This window comes from Actinacidiphila epipremni (genome assembly GCF_012034175.1).
Lineage (GTDB): Bacteria > Actinomycetota > Actinomycetes > Streptomycetales > Streptomycetaceae > Actinacidiphila > Actinacidiphila epipremni.
In genome coordinates, this window is sequence record NZ_JAATEJ010000011.1 from 1 (window position 1) to 23,774 (window position 23,774).

Consider the following 23,774-nt stretch of genomic DNA (forward strand, 5'->3'; position numbering starts at 1 on the left):
GGCAGTTTCCGGGTGCGGCCCCTTCCCGTACGAGCGGCAGCGGGGTCAGTCCTCGCCGAGGTAGGTCTTGCGGACGCCCTCGTCGTGCAGGAGGTCCTGTCCTGTGCCGGAGAGCTTGATCGCGCCGATCTCCATGACGTGCGCCTGGTCGGCGAGGGAGAGCGCGGCCTGGGCGTTCTGCTCGACGAGCAGGATGGTGGTGCCCTGCTCCTTGAGTTCCTTGATGGTCGCCATGATCTTCTGCATCATGATCGGCGACAGCCCCATGGAGGGTTCGTCGAGCATGAGCAGCTTGGGCCGGCACATCAGGGCGCGGCCCATGGCGAGCATCTGCTGCTCGCCGCCGGACAGGGTGCCGGCGGCCTGCTTGCGGCGTTCGCCGAGGATCGGGAAGAGCGTGTAGGCGCGTTCGATGTCCTCGGTGACGCCGGCGGGGTCCTTGCGCAGGTAGGCGCCGAGCAGCAGGTTCTGCTCGATGGTCAGGCTGGGGAAGATGTGCCGGCCCTCGGGTGAGTGGGCCAGCCCCAGGGCGACGATCTTGTGCGCGGGGACCCGGGTGAGGACCTTGCCGTCGAAGCGGACGCGTCCGCCGATGGGCTTGAGCAGGCCGCTGAGGGTGCGCAGGGTGGTGGTCTTGCCGGCGCCGTTGGTGCCGATCAGGGTGACGATCTGGCCGGCTTCGACGGTGAAGGAGATGCCTTTGACGGCCTCGATCTTGCCGTAGGCGACGCGCAGGTCGTCCACTTCGAGGAGTGCGGTCATTTGTCGTTCTCCTGCTGCTCGTCGTTCTCCGGCGCCTCGTCGTCGTCCGGTGCGCCCGCGGGGGCGCTCTCCGGTGCGTCCGCGGGAGCGGCCTCCGGTGCGCTCTGCGGCGTGCCCTCGAAGGGTTCGCCGAGGTAGGCGGCGATGACCCGTTCGTCGTTCTGGACGACCTCGGAGCTGCCCTCGACGAGCTTCTCGCCCTGGACGAGGACGGCGACGCGGTCGCACAGGTTGAAGATGAACCGCATGTCGTGCTCGATGACGAGGACGGCGATGCCCTGGTCGCGGATGGCGAAGACGAGTTCCTCGGTGGCCCGGGTCTCCTGCGGGTTCATGCCTGCGGTGGGCTCGTCGAGCAGCAGCAGGCCGGGTTCACTGGCCAGGGCCCGGGCGATCTCCAGTTTGCGCTGCTCGCCATAGGGGAGGTTGCGGGCGAGGTGGTCGGCCTTGGCGGCCAGGCCGGTGAACTCCAGGAGCTCCATGGCCCGTTCACGGGAGGCGCGTTCAGCCCGGTGGAAGCCGGGGCCGCGCACGATCGCGGAGAAGAGCCCTTCCCTGGTGCGGGTGTGCCGTCCGACGAGGACGTTCTCCAGCACGGTCATGTTGGCGAAGAGCCGGATGTTCTGGAAGGTGCGGGCGATGCCGGCCTGGGTGACCAGGTGCGGTTTGGGCGGCAGGACCGTGCCGCGGTAGCTGACGGTGCCTTCGGTGGGCACGTACAGGCCGGTGAGGCAGTTGAAGAAGGTGGTCTTGCCGGCGCCGTTGGGGCCGATGAGGCCGACGATCTCGCCGCCGTTGACCGTGAGGGAGACGTCGCGGACGGCGGTGAGGCCGCCGAAGCGCATGATGACGCCGCTGGCTTCGAGCAGGGCCTGCTTGGGTCCGGCGGAGGCCGGGGTGGGCTGCTGGGGGATGGTGGTGGTCATGGTGTGCCTCACGCCCCTGCCGTGGCGGCGGGGACGGTGTCGTCGCCCATCGGACGGTTGCCGGGTGCCAGTTCCTCGTCCTCGTGGAACTCCAGCTGGCGGCGCCGGTTGGGGATGATGCCCTCGGGCCGGAAGCGCATGATGAGGACGAGCGCGAGGCCGAAGGCGAAGAGCTCGTACTTCGACAGGAAGTCCAGCTTCTCCGGGATGACGTAGAGCAGGGCGGCGCCGAGGATGGGGCCGCTGACGGTGCCCATGCCGCCGAGGACGACGGCGGCGAGCAGGAACGCCGAGTTGGGTGGCACGGGGCCGGAGAACTGGTACGGGTCGGGTACGACGCTGTTGGTGACGTGTGCGAAGACCGTGCCGGCCAGGCCGGCGAGCGAGGCGCCGAGGGCGAAGGCGACGAGCTTGACGCGGAAGCCGTTGATGCCCATGGCGGTGGCGGCGGTCTCGTCCTCGCGGATGGCGATCCAGGAGCGGCCGATGCGGGAGTCGGCGGCGCGGGTGAAGACCAGCACGACGATGACGGTGATGAGCAGCATCAGCAGGTAGTAGTTGGCGAACCGGCCGAGGGTGAAGGAGCCCATGGAGTGGTTGTCGCCGAGGTTGTATCCGAAGACCGACAGGTCGGGGATCTGCGCGATGCCGTTGGGGCCGTTGGTGATCTTCGGGCCGCTGACGCCGTCGAGGTTGCGGACGACGATGCGGAAGATCTCTCCGAAGCCGAGGGTGACGATGGCCAGGTAGTCGCCGCGCAGGCGCAGGGTGGGGGCGCCGATGAGGACGCCGAACACGCAGGCTGCGACCATGCCGGTGATGGCGGCGGCCCAGAACGGGAACTGTACGCCGGACCAGATGGAGAACTGGGAGCCGGAGACCAGGGCGGCGGCATAGGCGCCGACGCCGAGGAAGGCGACGTAGCCGAGGTCGAGCAGGCCGGTGAGGCCGACGACGATGTTCAGGCCGAGGGCGACGGTGCCGACGATCAGGACGCTGACGCCGAGGTTGGCCCAGTGCTCGTTGTTCTGCACGAAGGGGTACGCGATGGCGGCGATGACCCCGACGGTCGCGGAGAAGCGCCGGTTGCGGTGGGTGAGCTGCTGGAACTGCTTGAGCAGGCCGCTCGCGCCCAGGCCCCAGAAGCCGACGGCGACGACGATGAGGTAGCCGATGAAGATGTCGCTGTAGTCGGTGGCCAGGCCGAAGGTGAGGATCTTCAGGCCGAGGGCGTAGACCACGACGATGACCAGGCGCTGGAGCCAGGGGTTGAGCTTGCGGGCGTCCGCGACGCGCAGGTCGCTGTGGTGGAGGCGGGCCTCGCGCAGCCACACGTAGGTGCGGACGACGGCCGCGTACTTCTCGAACCGGCCGAGTTCGTAGTATTCGGCGCCGGCCGGCTCCTGCGGGCGGCGGTCGATCGGCAGGCCGAGGGCGCCGGCGAACAGGACGAGGGCGCCGATGAAGGCGACGAAGCCGCCGGGGTCGAGATTGGCGAAGCCGCCGAGTTTGGCGGCGATGTCGATGACGGTGTACCAGGTGGTGCCGAGGGTGGCCAGGGCCAGCAACAGCACGGAGTTGGGCGAGCGGCTGGGGTTGAGCCAGCGCAGGCCCGGTGTGCCGAAGGCGCCGAGGGCGACGACGCCGGTGAGGATGGCGGCGATCAGCGTCATGATCTGCAGGCCGCCGGGATAGCCGCTGACGGTGAGGTCGCCGGGGAAGTCGGTGGTGTAGGTCCACGACATGAACGTGGAGGCGATGCTGATCACGGCGCCGGCGAGGGTGGCGGCCCGGGCGGCGGTGCGGGGCATCGGGAGGTAGGGGGCGGCGCGGCGGCCGGTGTCGGTGCCGGCGACGGCCGCTTCCGCGGTGGCGAGGGGGATGTCGGTCATGTCGCGATCACGCCCTGTCCGCTACGCGCTCGCCGAGCAGGCCCTGGGGCCGCAGCAGCAGCACGATGATGAGCAGGACGAAGGCCCAGACGTTCTTCCAGCCTTCGCCGCCGAGCTGCTGCATTCCCGGGATGTTGGAGATGTAGGCCGAGGCGCAGGATTCGGCGATGCCGAGGACCACGCCGCCGAGCATGGCGCCGTAGATGTTGCCGATGCCGCCGAGGACGGCGGCGGTGAACGCCTTCAGGCCGGCCTGGAAGCCCATGTCGTATTTGATCTGGCCGTATTTCAGGCCGGAGGCGAGGCCGGCGACGGCGGCGAACAGGCCGCCGATGGCGAAGGCGATCACGATGATGCGGTTGGTGTCGATGCCCATGAGCTGCGCGGTGTCCGGGTCCTGGGCGGTGGCCTGCATGGCGCGGCCGGTGCGGGAGGTGCGGACGAACGTGGCGAGGGCGGACATGCAGACGACGGCGGCGACGACGAGGAAGATGTCGCCGGGGGCGACACTGACCGAGCCGATGTCGAAGCCGTCACCGGGCAGTTGCGGGAAGTGCTTGCCGGCGGTGGCGTGCGGGTACCACAGGAAGACCGCCTGCTGGAGTGCCAGCGACAGGCCGATGGCGGTGATGAGCGGTGCGAGCCGGGGGGCGTTGCGCAGTGGCCGGTAGGCCAGACGTTCGGCTCCCACCGCGATCAGGACGGCCACGATGGCACCGCCGGCCAGCATGAGCGGTAGTGCCGCCCATATGGACATGCCGTCCGGGAGATTCGTGTAGACCGCCAGGGCGCCGAAGGCGCCGGTCATGTAGATCTCGCCGTGGGCGAAGTTGATGAGCTGGACGATGCCGTACACCATCGTGTAGCCGATGGCGATGAGCCCGTACATCGAGCCGATGAACAGCCCGTTGGCCAGCTGTTGCGGCAGGGTGTGCACCGCATGGCCTCCATGTCGCTGGGAGCGTGGGTGAGCGGATGGGCGTGCAGGTGGAGGGGGTGTGACGGGACGGGCCGCGCGGCCGGCGTGGCCGGTCCGCGCGGCCCGTCACCAGGGTGCGGGCCGGGTCAGCCGGTGTACTCGCCGGTCTTGACGGCCACCCACTTGCCGCTCTTGACCTGGTAGACGGTCAGCTGCTTGTTGGTGGTGTCACCGAACTCGTCGAAGGAGACGTGGCCGGCGATGCCGTCGAAGTCGGTCTTCTGGACGGCGTCGATGAGCTTGGCCCGGGCGTCGGAGGGCAGCTTGCCGCCGTTGGCGTCCATGACGGCCTTGACGCCGTTGATGATGGCGGTGGTGGCGTCGTAGGAGTAGCCGCCGTAGGTGCCGTAGTCGCCGGGGTAGCCCTTGGCCTTGTAGGTGTCGATGAAGGTCTTGGCCGCGGGCAGGGTGTCGACGGGGACGCCGACGGAGGTCACCAGGTCGCCTTCGGCGGCGGCGCCGGCGGTCTTGATGTAGGTGTCGGAGTACATGCCGTCGCCGCCCATGAGCGGGATGTGCACGCCGGCCGCCTTGAGCTGCTTGGTGATCAGCTCGGACTCGTCGTACTGGCCGCCGTAGTAGAGGATGTCGGCGCCGGAGTTCTTGATCTTGGTGACGAGGGTGGAGAAGTCGCTGTCGCCGGTGTTGACGTGGTCGGTGCCGGCGATCTTGCCGCCCAGCGACTGGAACTTGCCCTTGAAGATGCCCGCGAGGCCGGCGCCGTAGGTCTGCTTGTCGTCGACGACGAAGGCGTTCTTCTTGTTCAGGGTCTTGGCCGCGTAGTCGGCGGCGAAGTTGCCCTGGTTGGCGTCGGTGGTGGCGGTGCGGAAGTAGGACTTGAACGGGCGGGTCTTGGTGCCGGTGGCCCAGTCCTTGCCCTGCGTGAGCGCGGGGTTGGTGTTGGAGGGCGAGATCTCCACCATCTTGGCGCTGTCGAAGACCTGCTGCATCGACTGTGCGACACCGGAGTTGAGCGGGCCGACGGCGGCGATGACGTCGCTCTCGGCGACGAGCGCGGTGGCGTTCTGCTGGCCGGTGGCCGGCTGCGCCTTGTCGTCCAGCGCCTTGATCTTGAAGGTGACGCCCGGGACGAGCTTCTTGGTGTTGGCGTCGTCGACCGCGATCTGGGCGCCGTACTGGATGCCGAGGCCCGTGGCGGAGTTTGCACCGGTAAGCGGAGCGTCGACACCGATCACCACCGTGGTGCTGCTCGTGCCGGCGCTGTTGCCGCCGCCGTCCGAGCTCTTCTTGTCGTCGTCGCTGCGGGAGCCGCAGGCGGAGAGCGTGAGGGCTCCGGTGGCGAGCACGGAGGTCAGAATCAGCAAGGAACGCTGTCGCACGGTCAGTCCTTTCCCCTGAACGGCCTTCTCCGGTGAGAGACCGAAGTCGCGCGCCGGAACCCGGACTGACTAATCCGGAGGCGCGGTGACTGGCCGTGACTCTAGGCCCGGTTCGTCACCTAAGGCAGAGGTGTGGGGAAGAGTGTGACTGTCTTGTTATGCCGACCGGAAACTCTTGAGCTTTTATTGAGGTTGACTACGGCATTTGGGGGCATTGCTCCCCAGTGCTGCCGTGTCCGGATGCTGAGAACCCGCACTTCCGGTGTGGGACAAGGGCTCGGTGACCTGCCGGGGCCCGCGGGGCGGCCGGCGGCGGCGGGCGGGCGCGGCGCGCATAAGGCAGCGGCGGCGCGGGGGGCGGCGGCCGGCGGGCGCGGCGGAATGGTTATTGCACGCGTGTTACGCAGCGTTAATTACGGTCGAATGACATTTACCGCGCGAGTACCCCGGGTCCGGGGAACCGGCCGAAAGGGTGCGCCCCCGTCGGCGGGGGCCGGCGGGGGCGCGCGATAAGTCAGCACCAAATTCGCGGTGACGCATTACGCGTGCGGGGAGTCGTCCTCGCCGATGCGGTGGACGCGGACCATGTTGGTGGTGCCGGACATTCCGGGCGGGGAGCCGGCGGTGATGATGACGACGTCGCCCTTGGCGCAGCGGCCGATCCGCAGCAGTTCCTCGTCCACCTGTTGGACCATCTCGTCGGTCGTCTGCACCATCGGGCCGAGGAAGGTCTCCACGCCCCAGGTGAGGTTGAGCTGCGAGCGGGTGGCGGGCTCGGGGGTGAAGGCGAGCACCGGGATGGGCGAGCGGTAGCGGGACAGCCGGCGCACGGTGTCGCCGGACTGGGTGAAGGCGACCAGGAAGCGGGCGTCGAGGAAGTCGCCGATCTCGGCGGCGGCCCGGGCGACCGCGCCGCCCTGGGTGCGCGGCTTGGAGCTGTCGGTGAGCGGGGCGAGCCCGGCGGTGAGCATGTCCTCCTCGGCCGCCCGGACGATCCGCGCCATGGTCTTGACGGTCTCGATCGGGTACTTGCCGACGCTGGTCTCGCCGGACAGCATCACCGCGTCGGTGCCGTCCATCACCGCGTTGGCCACGTCGCTGGCCTCGGCGCGGGTGGGGCGGGAGTTGTCGATCATCGAGTCCAGCATCTGGGTGGCGACGATGACCGGCTTGGCGTTGCGGCGGGCGAGCGCGACCGCGCGCTTCTGCACCAGCGGCACCGCCTCCAGCGGCATCTCGACGCCGAGGTCGCCGCGGGCGACCATGATGCCGTCGAAGGCGTCGACGATCTCGTCGAGGGCGTCGACGGCCTGCGGCTTCTCGATCTTGGCGATGACCGGGACCCGGCGGCCCTCCTCGGTCATGACCTTGAGCACGTCGTCCATGTCCCGGCCCGAGCGCACGAACGACAGCGCGACGATGTCGGCGCCGGTGCGCAGCGCCCAGCGCAGGTCGCGGATGTCCTTGTCGGACAGCGCCGGCACGGAGACCGCGACGCCGGGCAGGTTGAGGCCCTTGTGGTCGGAGATCATGCCGCCCTCGATGCACATGGTGTGCACCCGCGGGCCCTCGACGTCGGTGACCTCCAGGGTGACCCGGCCGTCGTCGACCAGGATACGCTCGCCGCGCGCGACATCGGCGGGCAGCCCCTTGTAGGTGGTGCCGCAGATCTGCTGGTCACCCTCGATGTCGTCGGCGGTGATGGTGAACTCGTCGCCGCGTTCAAGCAGTACAGGGCCCTCGGCGAAACGGCCGAGCCTGATCTTCGGGCCCTGAAGGTCGGCCAGGACGCCCACGCTGCGGCCGGTCTCGTCGGACGCCTTGCGCACCCGTCGGTAGCGGTCCTCGTGCTCGGCGTAGCTTCCATGGCTCAGGTTGAGGCGTGCCACGTCCATGCCGGCCTCGACCAGTGCCTTGATCTGGTCGTAGGAGTCGGTGGCAGGTCCCAGGGTGCAGACAATTTTGGCTCGGCGCATGTGTCGAGCGTATGACTTACCCGTTGGTAGTCGTGGCCTCTACGGGCAACTGCCCAACGACAGCTGAATTAACGCTTGTTGACAACTTCCGAAGTGTGCGGGGGGTCGCTCGGATGAGCGCCGCGGGGCGGTGGTCAGCAGCAGTTCACCTGCCGGGGCTGTTGCGGGGACGCCATGTGGGCCACAATCTACGCGCGTTGTGGCCGTCAGGTGCGCCGCGACGCGTCCGTGACCGTCGAGGAGACGAGACAACATGCCGCTCAACCGCAGGGACTTCATCAACCGCTCCGCCGCCACCGGCGCCGGCGTGGCGCTGGCCGGCGCCGGCGCGGTCGCCGCGGCCGGGCCCGCCGAGGCCGCGGAGCCCCACGGACACGGCCACCAGGGCGGCCACGGCCGCAAGAAGAGCTTCAGCCTGCGCGTGCTCGGCACCACCGACCTGCACGGCCACGCCGTGAACTGGGACTACTTCACCAACGCCGAGTACGACGACGCCACCCACAACGACGTGGGCCTGGCCAAGATCGCCACCCTCGTCGAGCAGGCCCGCGCCGAGAAGGGCCACGACAAGACCCTCCTCATCGACGCCGGCGACATCATCCAGGGCACCCAGCTGTCGTACTACTACGCCCGCGTCGAGCCGATCACCGGCGCGCGCAAGGGCCCGCGGCACCCGATGGCGCTCGCGATGAACCACATGAAGTACGACGCGGCGGCGCTCGGCAACCACGAGTTCAACTACGGCATCCCGCTGCTGCGCGCCTTCCAGGAGCAGTGCGACTTCCCGCTGCTGGCCGCCAACGCCGTGGACGCCAAGACCCTCAGGCCCGCCTTCCCGCCCTACCTGGTCAAGGAGCTGAAGGTGCCCGGCCTGCCGCCGGTCAAGGTCGGCGTCCTGGGCCTGACCAACCCCGGCATCGCGGTGTGGGACAAGGCCAACGTGCAGGGCAGGATGGCCTTCCCCGGCCTGGTCGAGCAGGCAAAGGTGTACGTGCCGAAGCTGCGCGCCCTCGGCTGCGACGTGGTGATCTGCACCGACCACTCCGGCCTGGACGGCGGCACCACGTACGGCGACGCGGTGCCGTACCCGGAGAACGCCTCCTCGCAGGTCGCCGCGCAGGTGCCGGGCATCGACGCGATCCTGGTCGGCCACACCCACGTCGAGCGCCCGCAGACGCTGGTGGTCAACGAGCAGACCGGCAGGACCGTGGTGCTCTCCGAGCCGCTGTACTGGGGCATGCGGCTGTCGGTGTTCGACATCGACCTGTCCTTCGAGCGGGGCCGCTGGCACGTGGAGTCGGTCACCGCCGAGGTGCGCAACGCCAACACCGTCGCCGAGGACCCGCAGGTGGCCCGGCTGGTGCGGGCCGAGCACCAGAAGGTCGTGGACTACGTCAATCAGATCGTCGGGACGTGCACGGTCGCGATGTCCGCGGCGGAGTCGACGTACAAGGACACCCCCATCATCGACTTCATCAACCTGGTGCAGTCCGACACCGTGAAGGCGGCGCTGGCCGGCACCGAGTACGCCGACCTGCCGGTGCTGTCGGAGGCCTCGCCGTTCTCCCGCACCGCCGCGATCCCGGCCGGGCAGGTGTCGCTGCGCGACGTCGCGGGCCTCTACGTCTACGAGAACACCCTGGACGCCAAGATCCTCACCGGCGCGCAGGTCAAGGACTACCTGGAGTGGTCGGCGGAGTATTTCGTGCAGACCGCGCCGGACGCGCCCGTGGACCCGGCGAAGATCACCAACGCCAACAACACGCCGGACTTCAGCTACGACGTGCTCAGCGGGGTGTCGTACGACATCGACATCGCGCAGCCGGCCGGTTCCCGGATCGTGAACCTCACCGCGGGCGGGCAGCCGGTCGACCCGGCCGCGCGGTTCGTGCTCGCGGTCAACAACTACCGCTCCAGCGGCGGCAGCAACTACCCGCACGTGGCGGCGGCCCAGTCGGTGTGGTCCAACTCCGACGAGATCCGCAACACGATCATCGCGTGGGTGCAGGCGCACGGCGGCATCGACCCGGCGACCTTCCCGGCCGACCAGTGGCGGCTCACCCGCGCCGGAGTGCCGCTGTTCGCGTGACGGCGTCCTCGCCGGGGCGCCGGGCCTGCGGGACGCCCCCTCCCCCGGCGGCCCCGGCGCCCCTGGCCTGGGGGACGCCCGGCAGGCCGAAGGTGGTGAAGGCGGTCCTGGCCGGCAGCGGGTAGTGCTCCGCGCCGGTCAGGAGCGCGGTGAGGTCGTTGAGGATCACCGCGGAGCGCCAGGCGGCCAGGCCCAGGTCCGGGGCGCCGACGCCGTGCGTGTGGCGCTCGGCGTTCTGGACGTAGATCCGCCCGGTGACCTGCCGGTCCAGCTGGAGGCGGTGCCGGGCGTCGACGGCCGGCCGGCCCGCGGCGTCCCGGACCAGCAGGTCGTCCAGCGGGGCGAGCAGCTGGTCCAGCGGGCGCTCGCGGTAGCCGGTGGCCAGCACCACGGCGCTGGTGACCAGCCGGCTGCGGGCGCCCTGCTCGGCGTGCTCCAGGTGCAGCTCGACACCGGTGGTGCCGATCCGGCCTGCGGTGCGTACCGTCACGCCGGGTGTGAGCACCGCGTCCGGCCAGCCGCCGTCCAGGGTGCGGCGGTAGAGCTCGTCGTGGATCGCGGTGATCGTCTCGGTGTCGATGCCCTTGTGGAGCTGCCACTGCTGCGGCAGCAGCCGGTCGCGTACGTCCTCGGGCAGGCCGTGGAAGTAGCGGGTGTAGTCGGGGGTGAAGTGCTCCAGGCCCAGCTTGCTGTACTCCATCGGGGAGAACGCCGGGGTGCGGGCGAGCCAGGTCAGGCCCTCGCGGCCCACCGGGCGCGAGCGCAGCAGGTCCAGGAAGACCTCGGCGCCGGACTGGCCCGAGCCGATCACGGTGACGTGCTCGGCGGCCAGCAGCTTCTCGCGCTGCGGCAGGTAGTCGGCGCTGTGCAGGACGGGTACGGCCGGCTGCTCGGCGAGCGGGCGCAGCGGCTCGGGGACGTAGGGGGCGGTGCCGACGCCCAGCACGAGGTGCCGGGCGTAGGTGCGGCCGAGGGCCTCGGCCTCGCCGTGGGCGTCGAGTTGGGTGTGGTCGACCTCGAAGTGGCCGCGTCCGGCGTCCCAGCGGACGGTGTCGACCTGCCGGCCGAAGTGCGTGGTGGGCAGCGACTGGGCGACCCAGCGGCAGTAGGCGTCGTATTCGGCGCGGTGCACATGGAAGCGCTCGGCGAAGTAGAAGGGGAAGAGCCGCTCGCGGGTCTTGAGGTAGTTCAGGAACGACCAGGGGCTCGCGGGGTCGGCGAGCGTGACGAGGTCGGCGAGGAAGGGGACCTGGAGGGTGGCGCCGTCCACCAGCAGGCCGGGGTGCCAGTGGAAGCCGGGTGCCTGGTCGTAGAAGGCGGCGGCCAGGTCCGGGACGGCGTCGGCGAGGGCGGCGAGCGAGAGGTTGAAGGGGCCGATGCCGATGCCGAGCAGGTCGAAGGGGCGGGGCCCGCCGGGGGCGGCGGCGGGGCCGGGCTCCTCGACGGACGCCGCGGGGTGGCCGGGCGCCGCGTGGTGGCCGGGTGCCTGGGCGGCCGGTGCGGGCTCCGGGTCCGGTTCCGGCGGCTGTGCGGTGGGGGTGGTCATCGGTACGGGGCCTTCCTTCGGGGGTGCGGCGCCGGGCGGTTCACGGCGTGCCGTCGCTCTGGCGGGTACGGGCGTCGGCCACCAGGCGCAGCAGGGCGTCCAGGTCCTGCGGGCGGATGTGCGGGTTGAGCAGCGTCGCCTTGAGCCACAGCCGGCCGGTCGCGGTGGCCCGGCCGAGCACCGCGCGGCCCTCGTACATCAGCCCGCGCCGCAGCTCGGCGACCTGCTCGTCGTCGGCGCCCGCGGGGCGGAACAGGACGGTGCTGATGGACGGGCGGCCGTACAGCTCCAGCGCCGGGTGCCGTTCGACGGCGGCGGCCAGTTGCCGGGCGTGCCCGCACACCGCGTCGACCAGCGCGCCCATGCCCTCGCGGCCGAGCGCCCGCAGCGTGATGGCGATCTTGAGCACGTCGGGGCGGCGGGTGGTGCGCAGTGAGCGGCCCAGCAGGTCGGGCAGGCCCGCGTCGGTGTCGTCGGCGGCGTTGAGGTAGTCGGCCTGGTGGCCCAGCGGGCGCAGCGCGGCGCCGTCCGGTACGGCCAGCAGGCCCGCGGCGACCGGCTGCCAGCCGAGTTTGTGCAGGTCGAGGGTGACCGAAACGGCGGACTGGAGCCCGTCGAGCTTGCCGGACTCGTGCCGGCTGAAGAGCAGGGGCCCGCCGTACGCGGCGTCCACGTGCAGCTCGGCGCCGTGCCGGGCGGCGGTCTGGGCGAGCTGCGGCAGCGGGTCGATTGTGCCGGTGTCGGTGGTGCCGGCGGTGGCCACCAGCAGGGCGCGGCCGGGCAGTTCGTCGAGGGCGGCGTCCACGGCGGCCGGGTCCAGGACGCCGGCGGGGGTGTCGACGACGATGGGCCGGGGCAGGCCCAGCAGCCATGCGGCGCGCTGCACGCTGTGGTGGGCGTTGCCGCCGCACACCACCTGGACGCGGGGCCCGCCGGCGGCCCGCTCGCGGGCCAGCAGCAGGGCGAGCTGGTTGGACTCGGTGCCGCCGGTGGTCATCAGGGCGTCGGGGGCGGGCAGGTCGGGGTAGACCAGCGCGGCGAGCCCCGCGGCGGTGCGGGTCTCGATCTCGGTGGCCGCGGGGGCCTGGTCCCAGGAGTCCAGCGAGGGGTTGAGAGAGGCGGCGGCCAGCTCGGCGGCGGCGGCGACCGCGAGCGGCGGGCAGTGCAGATGCGCCGCGCAGTACGGGTCGGCGGGGTCGGCGGCGCCGCGGGCCATTTCCCGTACGAGGGTGTGCAGCGCCTCGTGTGCGCCGGTGCCCTCGGGCCTGAGCGGGCGGCCGAGCGCGCCGGCGACCCGGCGGGCGGTCTCCTTCGGCCCGCCGCCCGGCAACGGCCCGCCGCGCGCGGTCGCGCCGTCCTCCAACGCGGCGAGCACCGTCTCGACCAGCGGTCTGAGCTCCGCGGGCCCGTACCGCCCGCCCGCCAGGCCGGGCATCTCCATCTTTGTCGGTCCTCCCGCGTACGTGGCTCTCCTCCGCAGAACCCAACGACGCACCCCCGCCCGGCGGTACGGCTGCGGGCGATTGCGTCGCGCGGGGCGGCGCGGCCGGCACCCGGTGCGCTCAGCGCTCGGCAGCGGCGGGCGGGACCCGGCGGGAGGCGTGGGCAGCGCCGCCCGCCGTACGGCTCACCTCGCCGCCGCCCGGATGCGCAGGGTGCGGGCGAGGTCGTCGAGCCGGTCGGACAGGGTGCGGTGGAAGGCCGCGGTGACGTCGGGCCCTTCCAGGCAGGTACGGCCGAGGTCCAGGGTGGCCTGGGAGACCGCGGTGGAGGGGAAGGCGGTGCGGCCGGCCTGCTCGGCGAGCGCGGTGCCGCGGCGGGCGGCGAGCGCGGGCGCGTCGTCGAAGTAGCGGCGGACGTAAGGGCCGGTCAGCGCGGTGTGCTCGGGCTGCCAGAAGCCCTGGGCGTGGGCGGTGAACAGGTAGTTGGACAGCGAGTCGTCGCCGTACATCGCCTGCCACGCGGCCTGCTTGGCGTCCGCGTCGGGCAGCGCGGCCCGGCAGCGTGCCGCGCCCTCCCGGCCGGTGGCGCCGGGGTCGCGGGCGAGTGCGGTGTCGATGTCGGCGGCGGTGGCCGCGCCGAGCACGGCGAGCCGCAGCAGCATCCGCCAGCGCAGGTCGGCGTCCACGGGTGTGCCGCCGGGGATGGCGCCCTGGTCGTACCACGCGCGCAGCCGCGCGGCGGACTCCTTGTCGCAGGCGCTGTCGACGAGGGTCCGGGTGGCGCTGAGCCGGTTGCCGTCGAGCCCGGCGTCCAGCAGCTGCCGGGCGAGGGCGGCGAGGTCGCGCAGCGCCGCCGGGCGGGCGGCGGGGTCGAGGTACTGGTCGGTGATCTGGCCGCGGCAGAAGGTGAGGACGGCGGAGACGATGCCGGGCTCGGTCTCGCCGGGCAGGTGGTCCGCGGCCAGCGCGAGGTAGGCGGCGGGGGCGAGGCCGCCGTCCTGGACGAGGGTGCGGGCGGCGTTCCAGGCGACGGCCCGGGACAGCGGGTCGGGCACGCCGCCGAGGGTGTCGCGCAGCGTCTGCCAGGACTGCGGGTCGAAGTGGACCTTGGTGTAGGTGAGGTCGCCGTCGTTGAGGAGGATCAGGTCGGGCCGCGGGCCGGGCAGGTCGTGGTGCTCGCTGACCGTCCCGGCGGCGATGTCGACGGTCAGCCGCTCGCGCAGCACCAGCGTGCCGGGCGCGGCGACGGCCCGGTCGTACAGCCCGACGCCGACGTGGTGCGGGCGGGTGCCGCGGTGCCGGATCTCCAGCCGCCAGTGGCCCTCGGGCGCGCCGGGCGGGGTGTCGGGGGTGAGGGTGTCGACGCCGGAGGTGCGCAGCCAGGCCGCGGCCCAGGCGGGCAGGTCGCGTGCGGTGGCGCTGCCGAGGGAGTCCAGGAAGTCGGCGAGGGCGGCGTTGCCGAAGCGGTGCCGGGCGAAGTGGGTGTTGAGGCCGGCCAGGAAGTCCTTGCGGCCGAGCCAGGCGACGAGCTGGCGCAGCGCGGAGGCGCCCTTGGCGTAGGAGATGCCGTCGAAGTTGTTCATGGCCGACGCGGTGTCGGGCACGGCCTCGGGGTCGGGGGCGACGGGGTGCGTCGAGGGCCGCTGGTCGGCGTCGTAGCCCCACGCCTTGCGGGCGACGGCGAAGTCGGTCCAGGTGCCGGTGAAGCCGGTGGCCTCGCTGAGCACCTGGAAGCCCATGTACTCGGCGAAGGACTCGTTGAGCCAGATGTCGTCCCACCAGCGCAGCGTGACGAGGTCGCCGAACCACATGTGCGCCATCTCGTGGGCGATGACGACCCCGCGGAACTGCTTCTCCGCGGGGGTGACGGCCGAGCGGTGCAGGAACTCCTCGCGGAAGGTGACCAGGCCCGGGTTCTCCATGGCGCCGGCGTTGAACTCGGGCACGAACGCCTGGTCGTAGGAGTCGTACGGGTAGGGCTCGTCGAACATCTCGTGGTAGCGGTCGAAGCAGCGCCGGGTGATGTCGAACAGGGCGGCGGCGTCCCGGTCCAGGTGCTCGGCGAGCGAGCGGCGGCAGTGCAGGCCGAAGGGCAGCCCGGCGTGCTCGGTGCGCACCGAGTGCCAGGGGCCGGCGGCGACCGCGACGAAGTAGGTGGCCAGCGGCGGGGTGGTGGCCAGCCGCCAGCGGCCGGGCGCGATCCGGGTCGCGACGCCGTTGCCGAGCACCTTCCACTCGGGCGGCGCGGTCACGGTGACGTCGAAGACCGCCTTGAGGTCGGGCTGGTCGAAGGACGCGGCGACGCGCTGCATGTCGTTCATGAACAGCTGGCTGTGGACGTACGCCTCGCCGTCCTCGGGGTCGGTGAAGCGGTGCATGCCCTCGCCGGTGCGGGAGTAGGTCATGTCCGCCTCGACCCGCAGTTCGTGCGGGCCCGCGGTGAGCCCGGCGAGCGGCAGCCGGTTGCCGGCCAGCAGGTCGGTGTCGAGGTGCCGGCCGTCCAGGACGACGCGGGTCAGCGCCGCGGGGCGGATCTCGGCGAAGGTGTCGCAGTCGCGCCGGGCCTCGAACCGGATCACGGCCGTGGAGCCGAACACCTCGTCCCCGCGGGTGAGGTCGAGGTCGAGCGCGTAGCTGTGGACGGTGAGGTCGCGGGCCCGGGTCTCGGCCTCCGCGTGGGTCAGAACAGGCATGCGCCTCATGCTGCCGCACCCGGTCCCCGGGCGGGAACCTCCCAGGGGCCCCCGCCTTCCCGCGGCGGCGCGTAGGCTCGTGCCGTACGGGGAGGTGGGCATGGCCGAGTACGCGGACCAGGGCGCGGCCACGGTGCCGGGCGGGCCCATCGTGCACGGCTTCCCGCATCTGGCGACGGTGCGTACCGCGCTGACCGCGCTCTACCGGCGGCTGTCGGCGGACGGGGTGCTGCGTTTCCCGGCGAGCGTGCTGCCGGAGCTGGTGGATTTCCCGGCGGACGAGGATCCGTATCTGGGGGCGCAGCGGGTGGCGCGGGCGCTGGTGCAGCACTTCCGGCTGCCGGACGCCCGGATGGTGGTGGGCTTCCGCGACATGGTGCACGCCGGTGACGTCGAACTGGCGGCGGGCCCGGAGTATTTCATCGAGCTGCACTCGCGGTTCAAGACCGACCGGCGGGACGTGGGGGCGGCGCTCGCGCACGAGGTGATGCACGTCTATCTGCACCGGCTGGGCCTGGAGCTGCCGGGGACGCGCGACAACGAGATCCTCACCGACACCGCGACGACGTATCTGGGCGCGGGCTGGCTGCTGCTGGACGCCTACCGGGAGGAGGCGGCGATCCGCGGTGAGCGGCTGCGGATGTCCGCGTACAAGCTGGGCTATCTCACGCCGGAGGAGTTCGGCTATGTGCTGGCCAAGCGGGCGGAGGTCTTCGGGGACGACGTCGAGCCGTGGTTCCGCTCGGCGCAGGCGGCCGACGCCTACCGTGCGGGCCGGGAGCGGGCTCGCGAGGACTGGCGGCGGGCCCCGCTGGCGGGCGCGGGCTGGGGCGCCCGGCGCCGCTACGCCCGGGACCGCCGGGCGCTGGCGGCCGGGCCGGACTACTCCTTCGACGCCGGGGCGGCGGGCCCGCGGGTCTCCTTCCCGTGCCCGGCGTGCTTCCAGCGGCTGCGGCTGCCGTGCCGGGGGCGGATGCGGGCGCGCTGCGGGCTGTGCCGCACGGAGCTGGACGTCGACACATGACCGCCGGCACGTCATCGCCGGCGCGTGACCGCCGGCACATGACCGCCGGTGCGGGGCGGCTCCGGTAACCCGGTGGCGGACCGGGCCGCCCAGGGCCCACCATGCAGCGCATGACCGGTGAACCAGTGCGATGGACCAAGGCGACCGTCTACCCCGACATGTGGGTCGATCCGGCCGACGACCCCCGCGAGAGCGCCGCGGCCCCGCAGGGCGAGCTCGCGACGTTGCAGGACTACCTGCGCAGCTACCGCATCACCGTGGCGATGAAGTGCGACGGCCTGGACGCCGGGCAGCTCGCCCGCCGCTCGGTGCCGCCCTCGACGATGTCCCTGCTCGGCCTGCTGCGCCACCTCGCCGAGGCCGAGCGCGACTGGCGCAACTGGATCACCGAGGGCGAGCCGCTGCCGAAGCTGTACGGGCCGAAGGACGCGGACTTCGACGGTGCCGTGGCCGACCCGGCGGTGGTGGAAGCCGCGTACGCCGACCTGGCGCGCGAGCAGGCGGCGACCGACGCGGAGCTGGACCGGCACACGGACCTCGGCGCGAAGGTGGGCCGGGAGCAGGTCGTGGTGCGCGAGCTGCTGGTGCACCGGGTGGAGGAGTACGCCCGGCACGCCGGGCACGCCGACCTGCTGCGCGAGTGCGTCGACGGCCGGGTCGGGCAGTAGCCCGGGGGGTGCCGCGGCCGGACATGACACAGCGCCCGGCTCCGAGTGGTCGGGGGGAGCCGGGGCGCTGTGCTGTTTCCGCGTTCCGCACGCCGTTGTGCGGGACGGATCGGGGTGGACCCCCGAGGTGCGGGGGTCAGACCGCCAGCGGGCGGTCGGTCGGGCGGATCGGGGCGGGCAGCGCGGAGGGCAGGCCCGTCAGGTACGCGTCGACCGCCCTGGCCGCGGAGCGGCCCTCGGCGATGGCCCACACGATGAGGGACTGGCCGCGCCCGGCGTCGCCGGCGACGAACACGCCGTCGACGTTGGTCGCGTACGAGGCGTCGCGGGCGATGTTGCCGCGGGCGTCGAGTTCCAGGCCGAGCTGCTCGACCAGGCCGTTGGACTGGTCGGTGCCGGTGAAGCCCATCGCGAGGGTGACCAGGTCGGCGGGGATGACCCGCTCGGTGCCCTCCTGCGGGACGAACTTCCCGCCCTCGAAGACCACCTCGACCAGGTGCAGCTCGCGGACGTTGCCGTCCTCGTCACCGGTGAAGCGCATGGTGTTGACGGCGTAGAGGCGCTCGCCGCCCTCCTCGTGCGCGGAGGTGACCTTGTAGACGGCCGGCATCGTCGGCCACGGCTGGTGGGCCGGGCGGTCGTCGGACGGGCGCGGCATGATCTCCAGCTGGGTGACGCTGAGCGCGCCCTGCCGGTGGGCGGTGCCGACGCAGTCCGCGCCGGTGTCGCCGCCGCCGATGACGACGACGTGCTTGCCCTCGGCGGTGATGGGGGGCGCCACGAAGTCGCCCTCCTGCACCTTGTTGGCCAGCGGCAGGTACTCCATCGCCAGGTGCACGCCGTTCAGCTCCCGGCCGGGGACCGGCAGGTCGCGCGAGACGGTGGCGCCGGCGGCGATGACGACGGCGTCGTAGCGCTTGGCGAGCGCGGCGGCGTCCAGGTCGGTGCCGATCTGCACACCGGTGCGGAACTTCGTGCCCTCCGCGCGCATCTGCTCGATACGGCGGTTGATGTGCCGCTTCTCCATCTTGAACTCGGGGATGCCGTAGCGCAGCAGCCCGCCGATGCGGTCGGCCCGCTCGTAGACCGCGACGGTGTGGCCGGCCCGGGTGAGCTGCTGGGCGGCGGCCAGGCCCGCGGGGCCCGAGCCGATGACGGCGACGGTCTTGCCGGACAGCCGCTCGGGGGGCTGCGGGGTCACGTCGCCGGCGTCCCACGCCTTGTCGATGATGGTGACTTCGACGTTCTTGATGGTGACGGGGGGCTGGTTGATGCCGAGCACGCACGCGGACTCGCACGGCGCCGGGCACAGCCGCCCGGTGAACTCCGGGAAGTTGTTGGTGGCGTGCAGCCGCTCGGCGGCGGCCTGCCAGTCCTCGCGGTAGGCGTAGTCGTTCCACTCGGGGATCAGGTTCCCCAGCGGACAGCCGTTGTGGCAGAACGGGATGCCGCAGTCCATGCAGCGGCCGGCCTGCTTGCTGATGATCGGCAGCAGCCCGCCGGGGACGTAGACCTCGTTCCAGTCCTGCCTGCGCTCCTCGACCGGGCGGGTCGGCGCGTTCTCGCGGCCGGTGGTGAGGAAGCCCTTGGGGTCAGCCATTTGCCGCCTCCATCATCTTCGCGGTGGTCTCGGACTCGGAGAGTCCGGCCTGCTCGGCGGCGTTCTTGGCGGCGAGCACTGCCTTGTAGTCCCTCGGCATGACCTTGCCGAAGCGGGTGAGGGCGCCGCCCCAGTCGGCGAGCAGCCGCTCGGCGACGGTGGAGCCGGTCTCCTCGGCGTGGCGGCGCACCACGTCGTGCAGCCACGTGATGTCGTCGGCGTCCAGCGCCTCGACCTCGACCATGCCGGGGTTGACGGCGGCCGGGTCCAGGTCGAGGACGTAGGCGATGCCGCCGGACATGCCGGCCGCGAAGTTCCGCCCGGTGGGGCCGAGGACGACGGCCCGGCCGCCGGTCATGTACTCGCAGCCGTGGTCGCCGACGCCCTCGGCGACGACGGTCGCGCCGGAGTTGCGGACGCAGAACCGCTCGCCGGTACGGCCGCGCAGGAACAGCTCGCCGCCGGTGGCGCCGTAGGCGATGGTGTTGCCGGCGATGGTGCTGTATTCGGCGAGGTGGTCGGCGGCCCGGTCGGGGCGGACCACGACCCGGCCGCCGGACAGGCCCTTGCCGACGTAGTCGTTGGCGTCGCCCTCAAGACGCAGGGTGACGCCCTTGGGCAGGAAGGCGCCGAAGGACTGGCCGGCGGAGCCGGTGAAGGTGATGTCGATGGTGCCGTCGGCCAGGCCCGCGCCGCCGTACTTCTTGGTGACCTCGTGGCCGAGCATGGTGCCGACGGTGCGGTTGACGTTGCGGATCGGCACCTGGGCGCGGACCGGGGCGCCGTTGTCGAGGGCGTCGGCGGCGAGCTTGATGAGCTCGTTGTCGAGGGCCTTGGCGAGCCCGTGGTCCTGCTCGGTGATCCGGTGCCGTGCGGCGCCTTCGGGCAGCTCGGGCACGTACAGCAGCGGGGCGAGGTCCAGGCCCTGGGCCTTCCAGTGGTCGACCGCGCGGCCGGCGTCGATGACCTCGGCGCGGCCGACGGCCTCCTCGATGCTGCGGAAGCCCAGCTCGGCGAGGATCTCCCGGACCTCCTCGGCGATGAACTCGAAGAAGTTCACCACGAACTCGGGCTTGCCGGAGAAGCGGTCGCGCAGCACCGGGTTCTGGGTGGCGACGCCCACCGGGCAGGTGTCCAGGTGGCACACCCGCATCATGACGCAGCCGGAGACGACCAGCGGCGCGGTGGCGAAGCCGAACTCCTCGGCGCCGAGCAGCGCGGCGATGACGACGTCCCGGCCGGTCTTGAGCTGGCCGTCGGTCTGCACGACGATACGGTCGCGCAGCCCGTTGAGCAGGAGGGTCTGCTGCGTCTCGGCCAGGCCCAGCTCCCAGGGGCCGCCGGCGTGCTTGAGCGAGGTCAGCGGCGAGGCGCCGGTGCCGCCGTCGTGGCCGGAGATCAGCACGACGTCGGCGTGCGCCTTGCTGACGCCCGCGGCGACGGTGCCGACACCGACCTCGGAGACCAGCTTGACGTGGACGCGCGCCTTGGGGTTGGCGTTCTTCAGGTCGTGGATGAGCTGGGCGAGGTCCTCGATGGAGTAGATGTCGTGGTGCGGCGGCGGGGAGATCAGGCCGACGCCGGCGGTGGAGTGCCGGGTGCCGGCGATCCACGGGTAGACCTTGTGGCCGGGCAGCTGGCCGCCCTCGCCGGGCTTGGCGCCCTGGGCCATCTTGATCTGGATGTCGTCGGCGTTGACCAGGTATTCGGAGGTGACGCCGAAGCGGCCGGAGGCGACCTGCTTGATGGCGCTGCGCCGGGCCGGGTCGTACAGCCGCTCGGGGTCCTCGCCGCCCTCGCCGGTGTTGGACTTGCCGCCGAGCTGGTTCATCGCGATGGCCAGCGTCTCGTGCGCCTCGCGGGAGATCGAGCCGTACGACATCGCGCCGGTGGAGAAGCGCTTGACGATCTCGGAGACCGGCTCGACCTCCTCGACCGGGATCGCGGGGCGGTCGGACTTCAGGCCGAACAGGCCGCGTAGCGTCATCAGCCGCTCGGACTGCTCGTTCACCCGCTCGGTGTACTGCTTGAAGATGTCGTAGCGGCGGGTGCGGGTGGCGTGCTGCAGCCGGAAGACGGTGTCGGGGTCGAACAGGTGCGGTTCGCCCTCGCGGCGCCACTGGTACTCGCCGCCGATCTCCAGCCGGCGGTGCGCGGCGCGGATGCCGGAGACCGGGTAGGCCTTGGCGTGCCGGGCGGCGACCTCGGCGGCGATGACGTCGATGCCGGCGCCGCCGATCTTGGTGTCGGTGAGGTGGAAGTAGGTGTCGACGAAGTCGGCGTCCAGGCCGATGGCCTCGAAGACCTGGGCGCCGCGGTAGGAGGCCACGGTGGAGATGCCCATCTTGGACATGACCTTCAGCACGCCCTTGCCGAGCGCCTTGATGAGGTTCTTCATCGCGGCCTCGGGCGCGATGCCGCTCAGGAACGTCCCCGCCGCGACCAGGTCCTCGACGGACTCCATGGCCAGGTACGGGTTGACGGCGGCGGCGCCGTAGCCGATGAGCAGCGCGACGTGGTGGACCTCGCGGACGTCGCCGGCCTCGACGAGCAGGCCGACCTGGGTGCGCTGCTTGGTGCGGATGAGGTGGTGGTGCACCGCGGAGGTGAGCAGCAGCGAGGGGATCGGGGCGTGCTCGGCGTCGGAGTGCCGGTCGGACAGCACGATGAGCCGGGCGCCGTCCTCTATCGCCGCGTCGGCCTCGGCGCAGATCTCGGCGAGCCGGGCGGCGAGCGCCTCGCCGCCGCCGGTGACGCGGTAGAGGCCGGAGAGCGTCGCGGACTTCAGGCCCGGCAGGTCGCCGTCGGCGTTGACGTGGATGAGCTTGGCGAGCTCGTCGTTGTCGATGACGGGGAAGGGCAGGGTGATGTTGCGACAGGAGGCGGGGCTGGGCTCCAGCAGGTTGCCCGAGGGGCCGATGGTGGAGATCAGCGAGGTGACCAGCTCTTCGCGGATCGCGTCCAGCGGCGGGTTGGTGACCTGCGCGAACAGCTGGGTGAAGTAGTCGAACAGCAGCCGGGGCCGGTCGGACAGCGCCGCGATGGGCGAGTCGGTGCCCATGGAGCCGATCGGCTCGGCGCCGGTGCGGGCCATGGGGGCGAGCAGGACCCGCAGCTCCTCCTCGGTGTAGCCGAAGGTCTGCTGGCGGCGGGTGACCGAGGCGTGGGTGTGCACGATGTGCTCGCGCTCGGGCAGGTCGCCGAGGTCGATCAGGCCGGCGTCGAGCCAGTCGGCGTACGGGTTCTCGGCGGCGATGCCGGCCTTGATCTCGTCGTCCTCGACGATGCGGTGCGAGACGGTGTCGACCAGGAACATCCGGCCGGGCTGGAGGCGGCCCTTGCGGACCACCTTGGCGGGGTCGATGTCCAGGACGCCGGACTCGGAGGCGAGCACGACCAGGCCGTCGTCGGTGACCCAGTAGCGGCCCGGGCGCAGGCCGTTGCGGTCCAGGACGGCGCCGACGACCGAGCCGTCGGAGAAGGTGACGCAGGCCGGGCCGTCCCAGGGCTCCATGAGGGTGGAGTGGTACTGGTAGAACGCCCGCCGCGCGGGGTCCATCGACTCGTGGTTCTCCCACGCCTCGGGGATCATCATCAGCACGCTGTGCGGCAGCGAGCGCCCGCCGAGGTGCAGCAGCTCCAGGACCTCGTCGAAGGACGCGGTGTCGGACGCGCCGGGGGTGCAGATCGGGAAGATCCGCTCCAGGTCCCCGGCGAACAGGTCGCTGGCCAGCTGGGACTCGCGGGCGCGCATCCAGTTGCGGTTGCCCTTGACCGTGTTGATCTCGCCGTTGTGCGCGACGAAGCGGTAGGGGTGTGCGAGCGGCCAGCTCGGGAAGGTGTTGGTCGAGAAGCGGGAGTGGACCAGTGCGATGGCGGTGGCGAAGCGGCGGTCGGACAGGTCCGGGAAGAACGGCTCCAGCTGCCCGGTGGTGAGCATGCCCTTGTAGACCAGGGTGCGGGCGGACAGCGAGGGGAAGTAGACCTCGGCCTCGCGCTCGGCGCGCTTGCGCAGCACGAAGGCGGGGCGGTCCAGCTCGATGCCGGATTTGGCGTCGCCGACGCCGCCGGCGGCGTCGGCGACGAAGAGCTGGGAGAAGTACGGCATGGTGGAGCGCGCGGTGGCGCCCAGCATGTCCGGGGCGGTCGGGACCTCGCGCCAGCCGAGGACGGTCAGGCCCTCCTCGGCGGCGATGCGCTCGACGGCTTCGACGGCCTTGGCACGGTCGTCGGCGTCGACGGGCAGGAAGGCGGTGCCGACGGCGTAGTGCCCGGGCGCGGGCAGCTCGAAGCCGGCGGCGTCCCGCAGGAACGCGTCGGGGACCTGGAGCAGCATGCCCGCGCCGTCGCCGGTGTCGGGCTCGGCGCCGGTGGCGCCGCGGTGCTCCAGGTTGCGCAGGACGGTGAGCGCCTGCTCCACGAGAGCATGGCTCGCCTCGCCGGTGAGGGTGGCCACGAAGCCGACGCCGCAGGCGTCGTGCTCGTTGCGGGGGTCGTACATCCCCTGCGGGGCGGGGCGCCCGTCCATGAACGCGGAACGCGAACGCATGGCTCTCCCGTCGTCGTCTGATTGGCTTGTATGCATCGCCTGTCCCCAGGCATGCGCAACAGGGACGACGTTGGCCCTCTGCGATTTCGTGCAGGTTACATGATGGCCGAGTGTTCGAGAAGCGGATACTCAGTTCCACCATATGGACGTGCGCGGGTGGCGGAGCAGTGGTTTCGGGCCAACGACGTGATCGGGGTGATCGACCGGCGATGCGGTCACAGGCCCTGGCGGCTCTGCCGGTGGGTTACCGAGTGATGCCCCGCCGCGGCGTGCCTGAAACGGCGGGGA

14 protein-coding genes are annotated in these 23,774 nt (G+C 71.8%); 3 read left to right on the plus strand and 11 right to left on the minus strand.

Annotation, left to right across the window (positions count from 1 at the left end; genetic code table 11):
* Nucleotides 1–45: 45 nt before the first annotated feature.
* The 6 genes from HCN08_RS15500 to pyk all read right to left on the minus strand — a co-directional run bounded on the left by HCN08_RS15500 (nt 46) and on the right by pyk (nt 7,875).
* Nucleotides 46–762: an ABC transporter ATP-binding protein gene (locus tag HCN08_RS15500; RefSeq protein WP_167983661.1), complete on the minus strand. Its 717-nt coding sequence runs from the start codon at nt 760–762 to the stop codon at nt 46–48.
* Complete coding sequence (locus HCN08_RS15505; protein ID WP_167983662.1) at nt 759–1,688, minus strand: ABC transporter ATP-binding protein; 930 nt, start codon at nt 1,686–1,688, stop codon at nt 759–761. Before HCN08_RS15505 ends, HCN08_RS15500 begins: the two co-directional genes overlap by 4 nt.
* Before the next feature lie 8 nt (nt 1,689–1,696).
* A complete protein-coding gene (locus tag HCN08_RS15510; protein ID WP_167983663.1) occupies nt 1,697–3,580 on the minus strand; it encodes a branched-chain amino acid ABC transporter permease in 1,884 nt (627 codons plus the stop codon).
* A 7-nt stretch (nt 3,581–3,587) separates the two neighbouring features.
* Complete coding sequence (locus tag HCN08_RS15515; protein WP_167983664.1) at nt 3,588–4,517, minus strand: branched-chain amino acid ABC transporter permease; 930 nt, start codon at nt 4,515–4,517, stop codon at nt 3,588–3,590.
* Between the two features lie 128 nt (nt 4,518–4,645).
* Nucleotides 4,646–5,899 (minus strand): branched-chain amino acid ABC transporter substrate-binding protein, encoded by a 1,254-nt coding sequence (locus tag HCN08_RS15520; protein ID WP_322974466.1) that lies wholly within the window; start codon nt 5,897–5,899, stop codon nt 4,646–4,648.
* A 539-nt stretch (nt 5,900–6,438) separates the two neighbouring features.
* Nucleotides 6,439–7,875 carry a pyruvate kinase gene (gene pyk, locus HCN08_RS15525; protein ID WP_167983665.1) on the minus strand — a complete coding sequence of 479 codons (1,437 nt, stop codon included), beginning with the start codon at nt 7,873–7,875 and terminating at the stop codon, nt 6,439–6,441.
* Nucleotides 7,876–8,128: 253 nt separating this feature from the next.
* On the opposite strand from pyk, the gene HCN08_RS15530 reads away from it, so the two are divergent.
* Nucleotides 8,129–9,964 carry a bifunctional metallophosphatase/5'-nucleotidase gene (locus HCN08_RS15530; protein ID WP_167983666.1) on the plus strand — a complete coding sequence of 612 codons (1,836 nt, stop codon included), beginning with the start codon at nt 8,129–8,131 and terminating at the stop codon, nt 9,962–9,964.
* Here HCN08_RS15530 and HCN08_RS15535 read toward each other — a convergent pair.
* The 3 genes from HCN08_RS15535 to pepN form a co-directional block, all read right to left on the minus strand.
* Entirely contained in the window at nt 9,933–11,510 is a 1,578-nt protein-coding gene (locus HCN08_RS15535; protein WP_167983667.1) for a lysine N(6)-hydroxylase/L-ornithine N(5)-oxygenase family protein, read from the minus strand. The genes HCN08_RS15530 and HCN08_RS15535 overlap by 32 nt on opposite strands.
* Before the next feature lie 40 nt (nt 11,511–11,550).
* On the minus strand, nt 11,551–12,951 hold the full coding sequence (locus HCN08_RS15540; protein ID WP_167983668.1) for a pyridoxal phosphate-dependent decarboxylase family protein: 1,401 nt from the start codon (nt 12,949–12,951) through the stop codon (nt 11,551–11,553).
* A 186-nt stretch (nt 12,952–13,137) separates the two neighbouring features.
* Nucleotides 13,138–15,645: an aminopeptidase N gene (pepN, locus tag HCN08_RS15545; RefSeq protein ID WP_167983669.1), complete on the minus strand. Its 2,508-nt coding sequence runs from the start codon at nt 15,643–15,645 to the stop codon at nt 13,138–13,140.
* A 100-nt stretch (nt 15,646–15,745) separates the two neighbouring features.
* Between pepN and HCN08_RS15550 the strand changes: the two genes are divergently transcribed.
* Nucleotides 15,746–16,669, plus strand: a complete 924-nt coding sequence (locus HCN08_RS15550; RefSeq protein WP_167983670.1) for a hypothetical protein — start codon at nt 15,746–15,748, stop codon at nt 16,667–16,669.
* A 110-nt stretch (nt 16,670–16,779) separates the two neighbouring features.
* Complete coding sequence (locus HCN08_RS15555) at nt 16,780–17,337, plus strand: DinB family protein (RefSeq protein WP_167983671.1); 558 nt, start codon at nt 16,780–16,782, stop codon at nt 17,335–17,337.
* 136 nt (nt 17,338–17,473) lie between these two features.
* On the opposite strand, the gene HCN08_RS15560 is transcribed toward HCN08_RS15555, so the two are convergent.
* Both HCN08_RS15560 and gltB read right to left on the minus strand, forming a co-directional pair.
* Nucleotides 17,474–18,937, minus strand: a complete 1,464-nt coding sequence (locus HCN08_RS15560) for a glutamate synthase subunit beta (protein ID WP_167983672.1) — start codon at nt 18,935–18,937, stop codon at nt 17,474–17,476.
* A complete protein-coding gene (gene gltB / locus HCN08_RS15565) occupies nt 18,930–23,486 on the minus strand; it encodes a glutamate synthase large subunit (protein ID WP_167983673.1) in 4,557 nt (1,518 codons plus the stop codon). The genes HCN08_RS15560 and gltB overlap by 8 nt, the downstream gene beginning before the upstream one ends.
* Between the last annotated feature and the right edge of the window lie 288 nt (nt 23,487–23,774).

Excerpts from the sequence above, each read along its gene's own strand:
- HCN08_RS15500 (WP_167983661.1), bottom strand. The coding sequence starts at position 762 with ATGACCGCACTCCTCGAAGTGGACGACCTGCGCGTCGCCTACGGCAAG.
- HCN08_RS15505 (WP_167983662.1), bottom strand. The coding sequence starts at position 1,688 with ATGACCACCACCATCCCCCAGCAGCCCACCCCGGCCTCCGCCGGACCC.
- HCN08_RS15510 (WP_167983663.1), bottom strand. The coding sequence starts at position 3,580 with ATGACCGACATCCCCCTCGCCACCGCGGAAGCGGCCGTCGCCGGCACC.
- pyk (WP_167983665.1), bottom strand. The coding sequence starts at position 7,875 with ATGCGCCGAGCCAAAATTGTCTGCACCCTGGGACCTGCCACCGACTCC.
- HCN08_RS15530 (WP_167983666.1), top strand. The coding sequence starts at position 8,129 with ATGCCGCTCAACCGCAGGGACTTCATCAACCGCTCCGCCGCCACCGGC.
- HCN08_RS15535 (WP_167983667.1), bottom strand. The coding sequence starts at position 11,510 with ATGACCACCCCCACCGCACAGCCGCCGGAACCGGACCCGGAGCCCGCA.
- HCN08_RS15540 (WP_167983668.1), bottom strand. The coding sequence starts at position 12,951 with ATGGAGATGCCCGGCCTGGCGGGCGGGCGGTACGGGCCCGCGGAGCTC.
- pepN (WP_167983669.1), bottom strand. The coding sequence starts at position 15,645 with ATGCCTGTTCTGACCCACGCGGAGGCCGAGACCCGGGCCCGCGACCTC.
- HCN08_RS15550 (WP_167983670.1), top strand. The coding sequence starts at position 15,746 with ATGGCCGAGTACGCGGACCAGGGCGCGGCCACGGTGCCGGGCGGGCCC.
- HCN08_RS15555 (WP_167983671.1), top strand. The coding sequence starts at position 16,780 with ATGACCGGTGAACCAGTGCGATGGACCAAGGCGACCGTCTACCCCGAC.
- HCN08_RS15560 (WP_167983672.1), bottom strand. The coding sequence starts at position 18,937 with ATGGCTGACCCCAAGGGCTTCCTCACCACCGGCCGCGAGAACGCGCCG.
- gltB (WP_167983673.1), bottom strand. The coding sequence starts at position 23,486 with ATGCGTTCGCGTTCCGCGTTCATGGACGGGCGCCCCGCCCCGCAGGGG.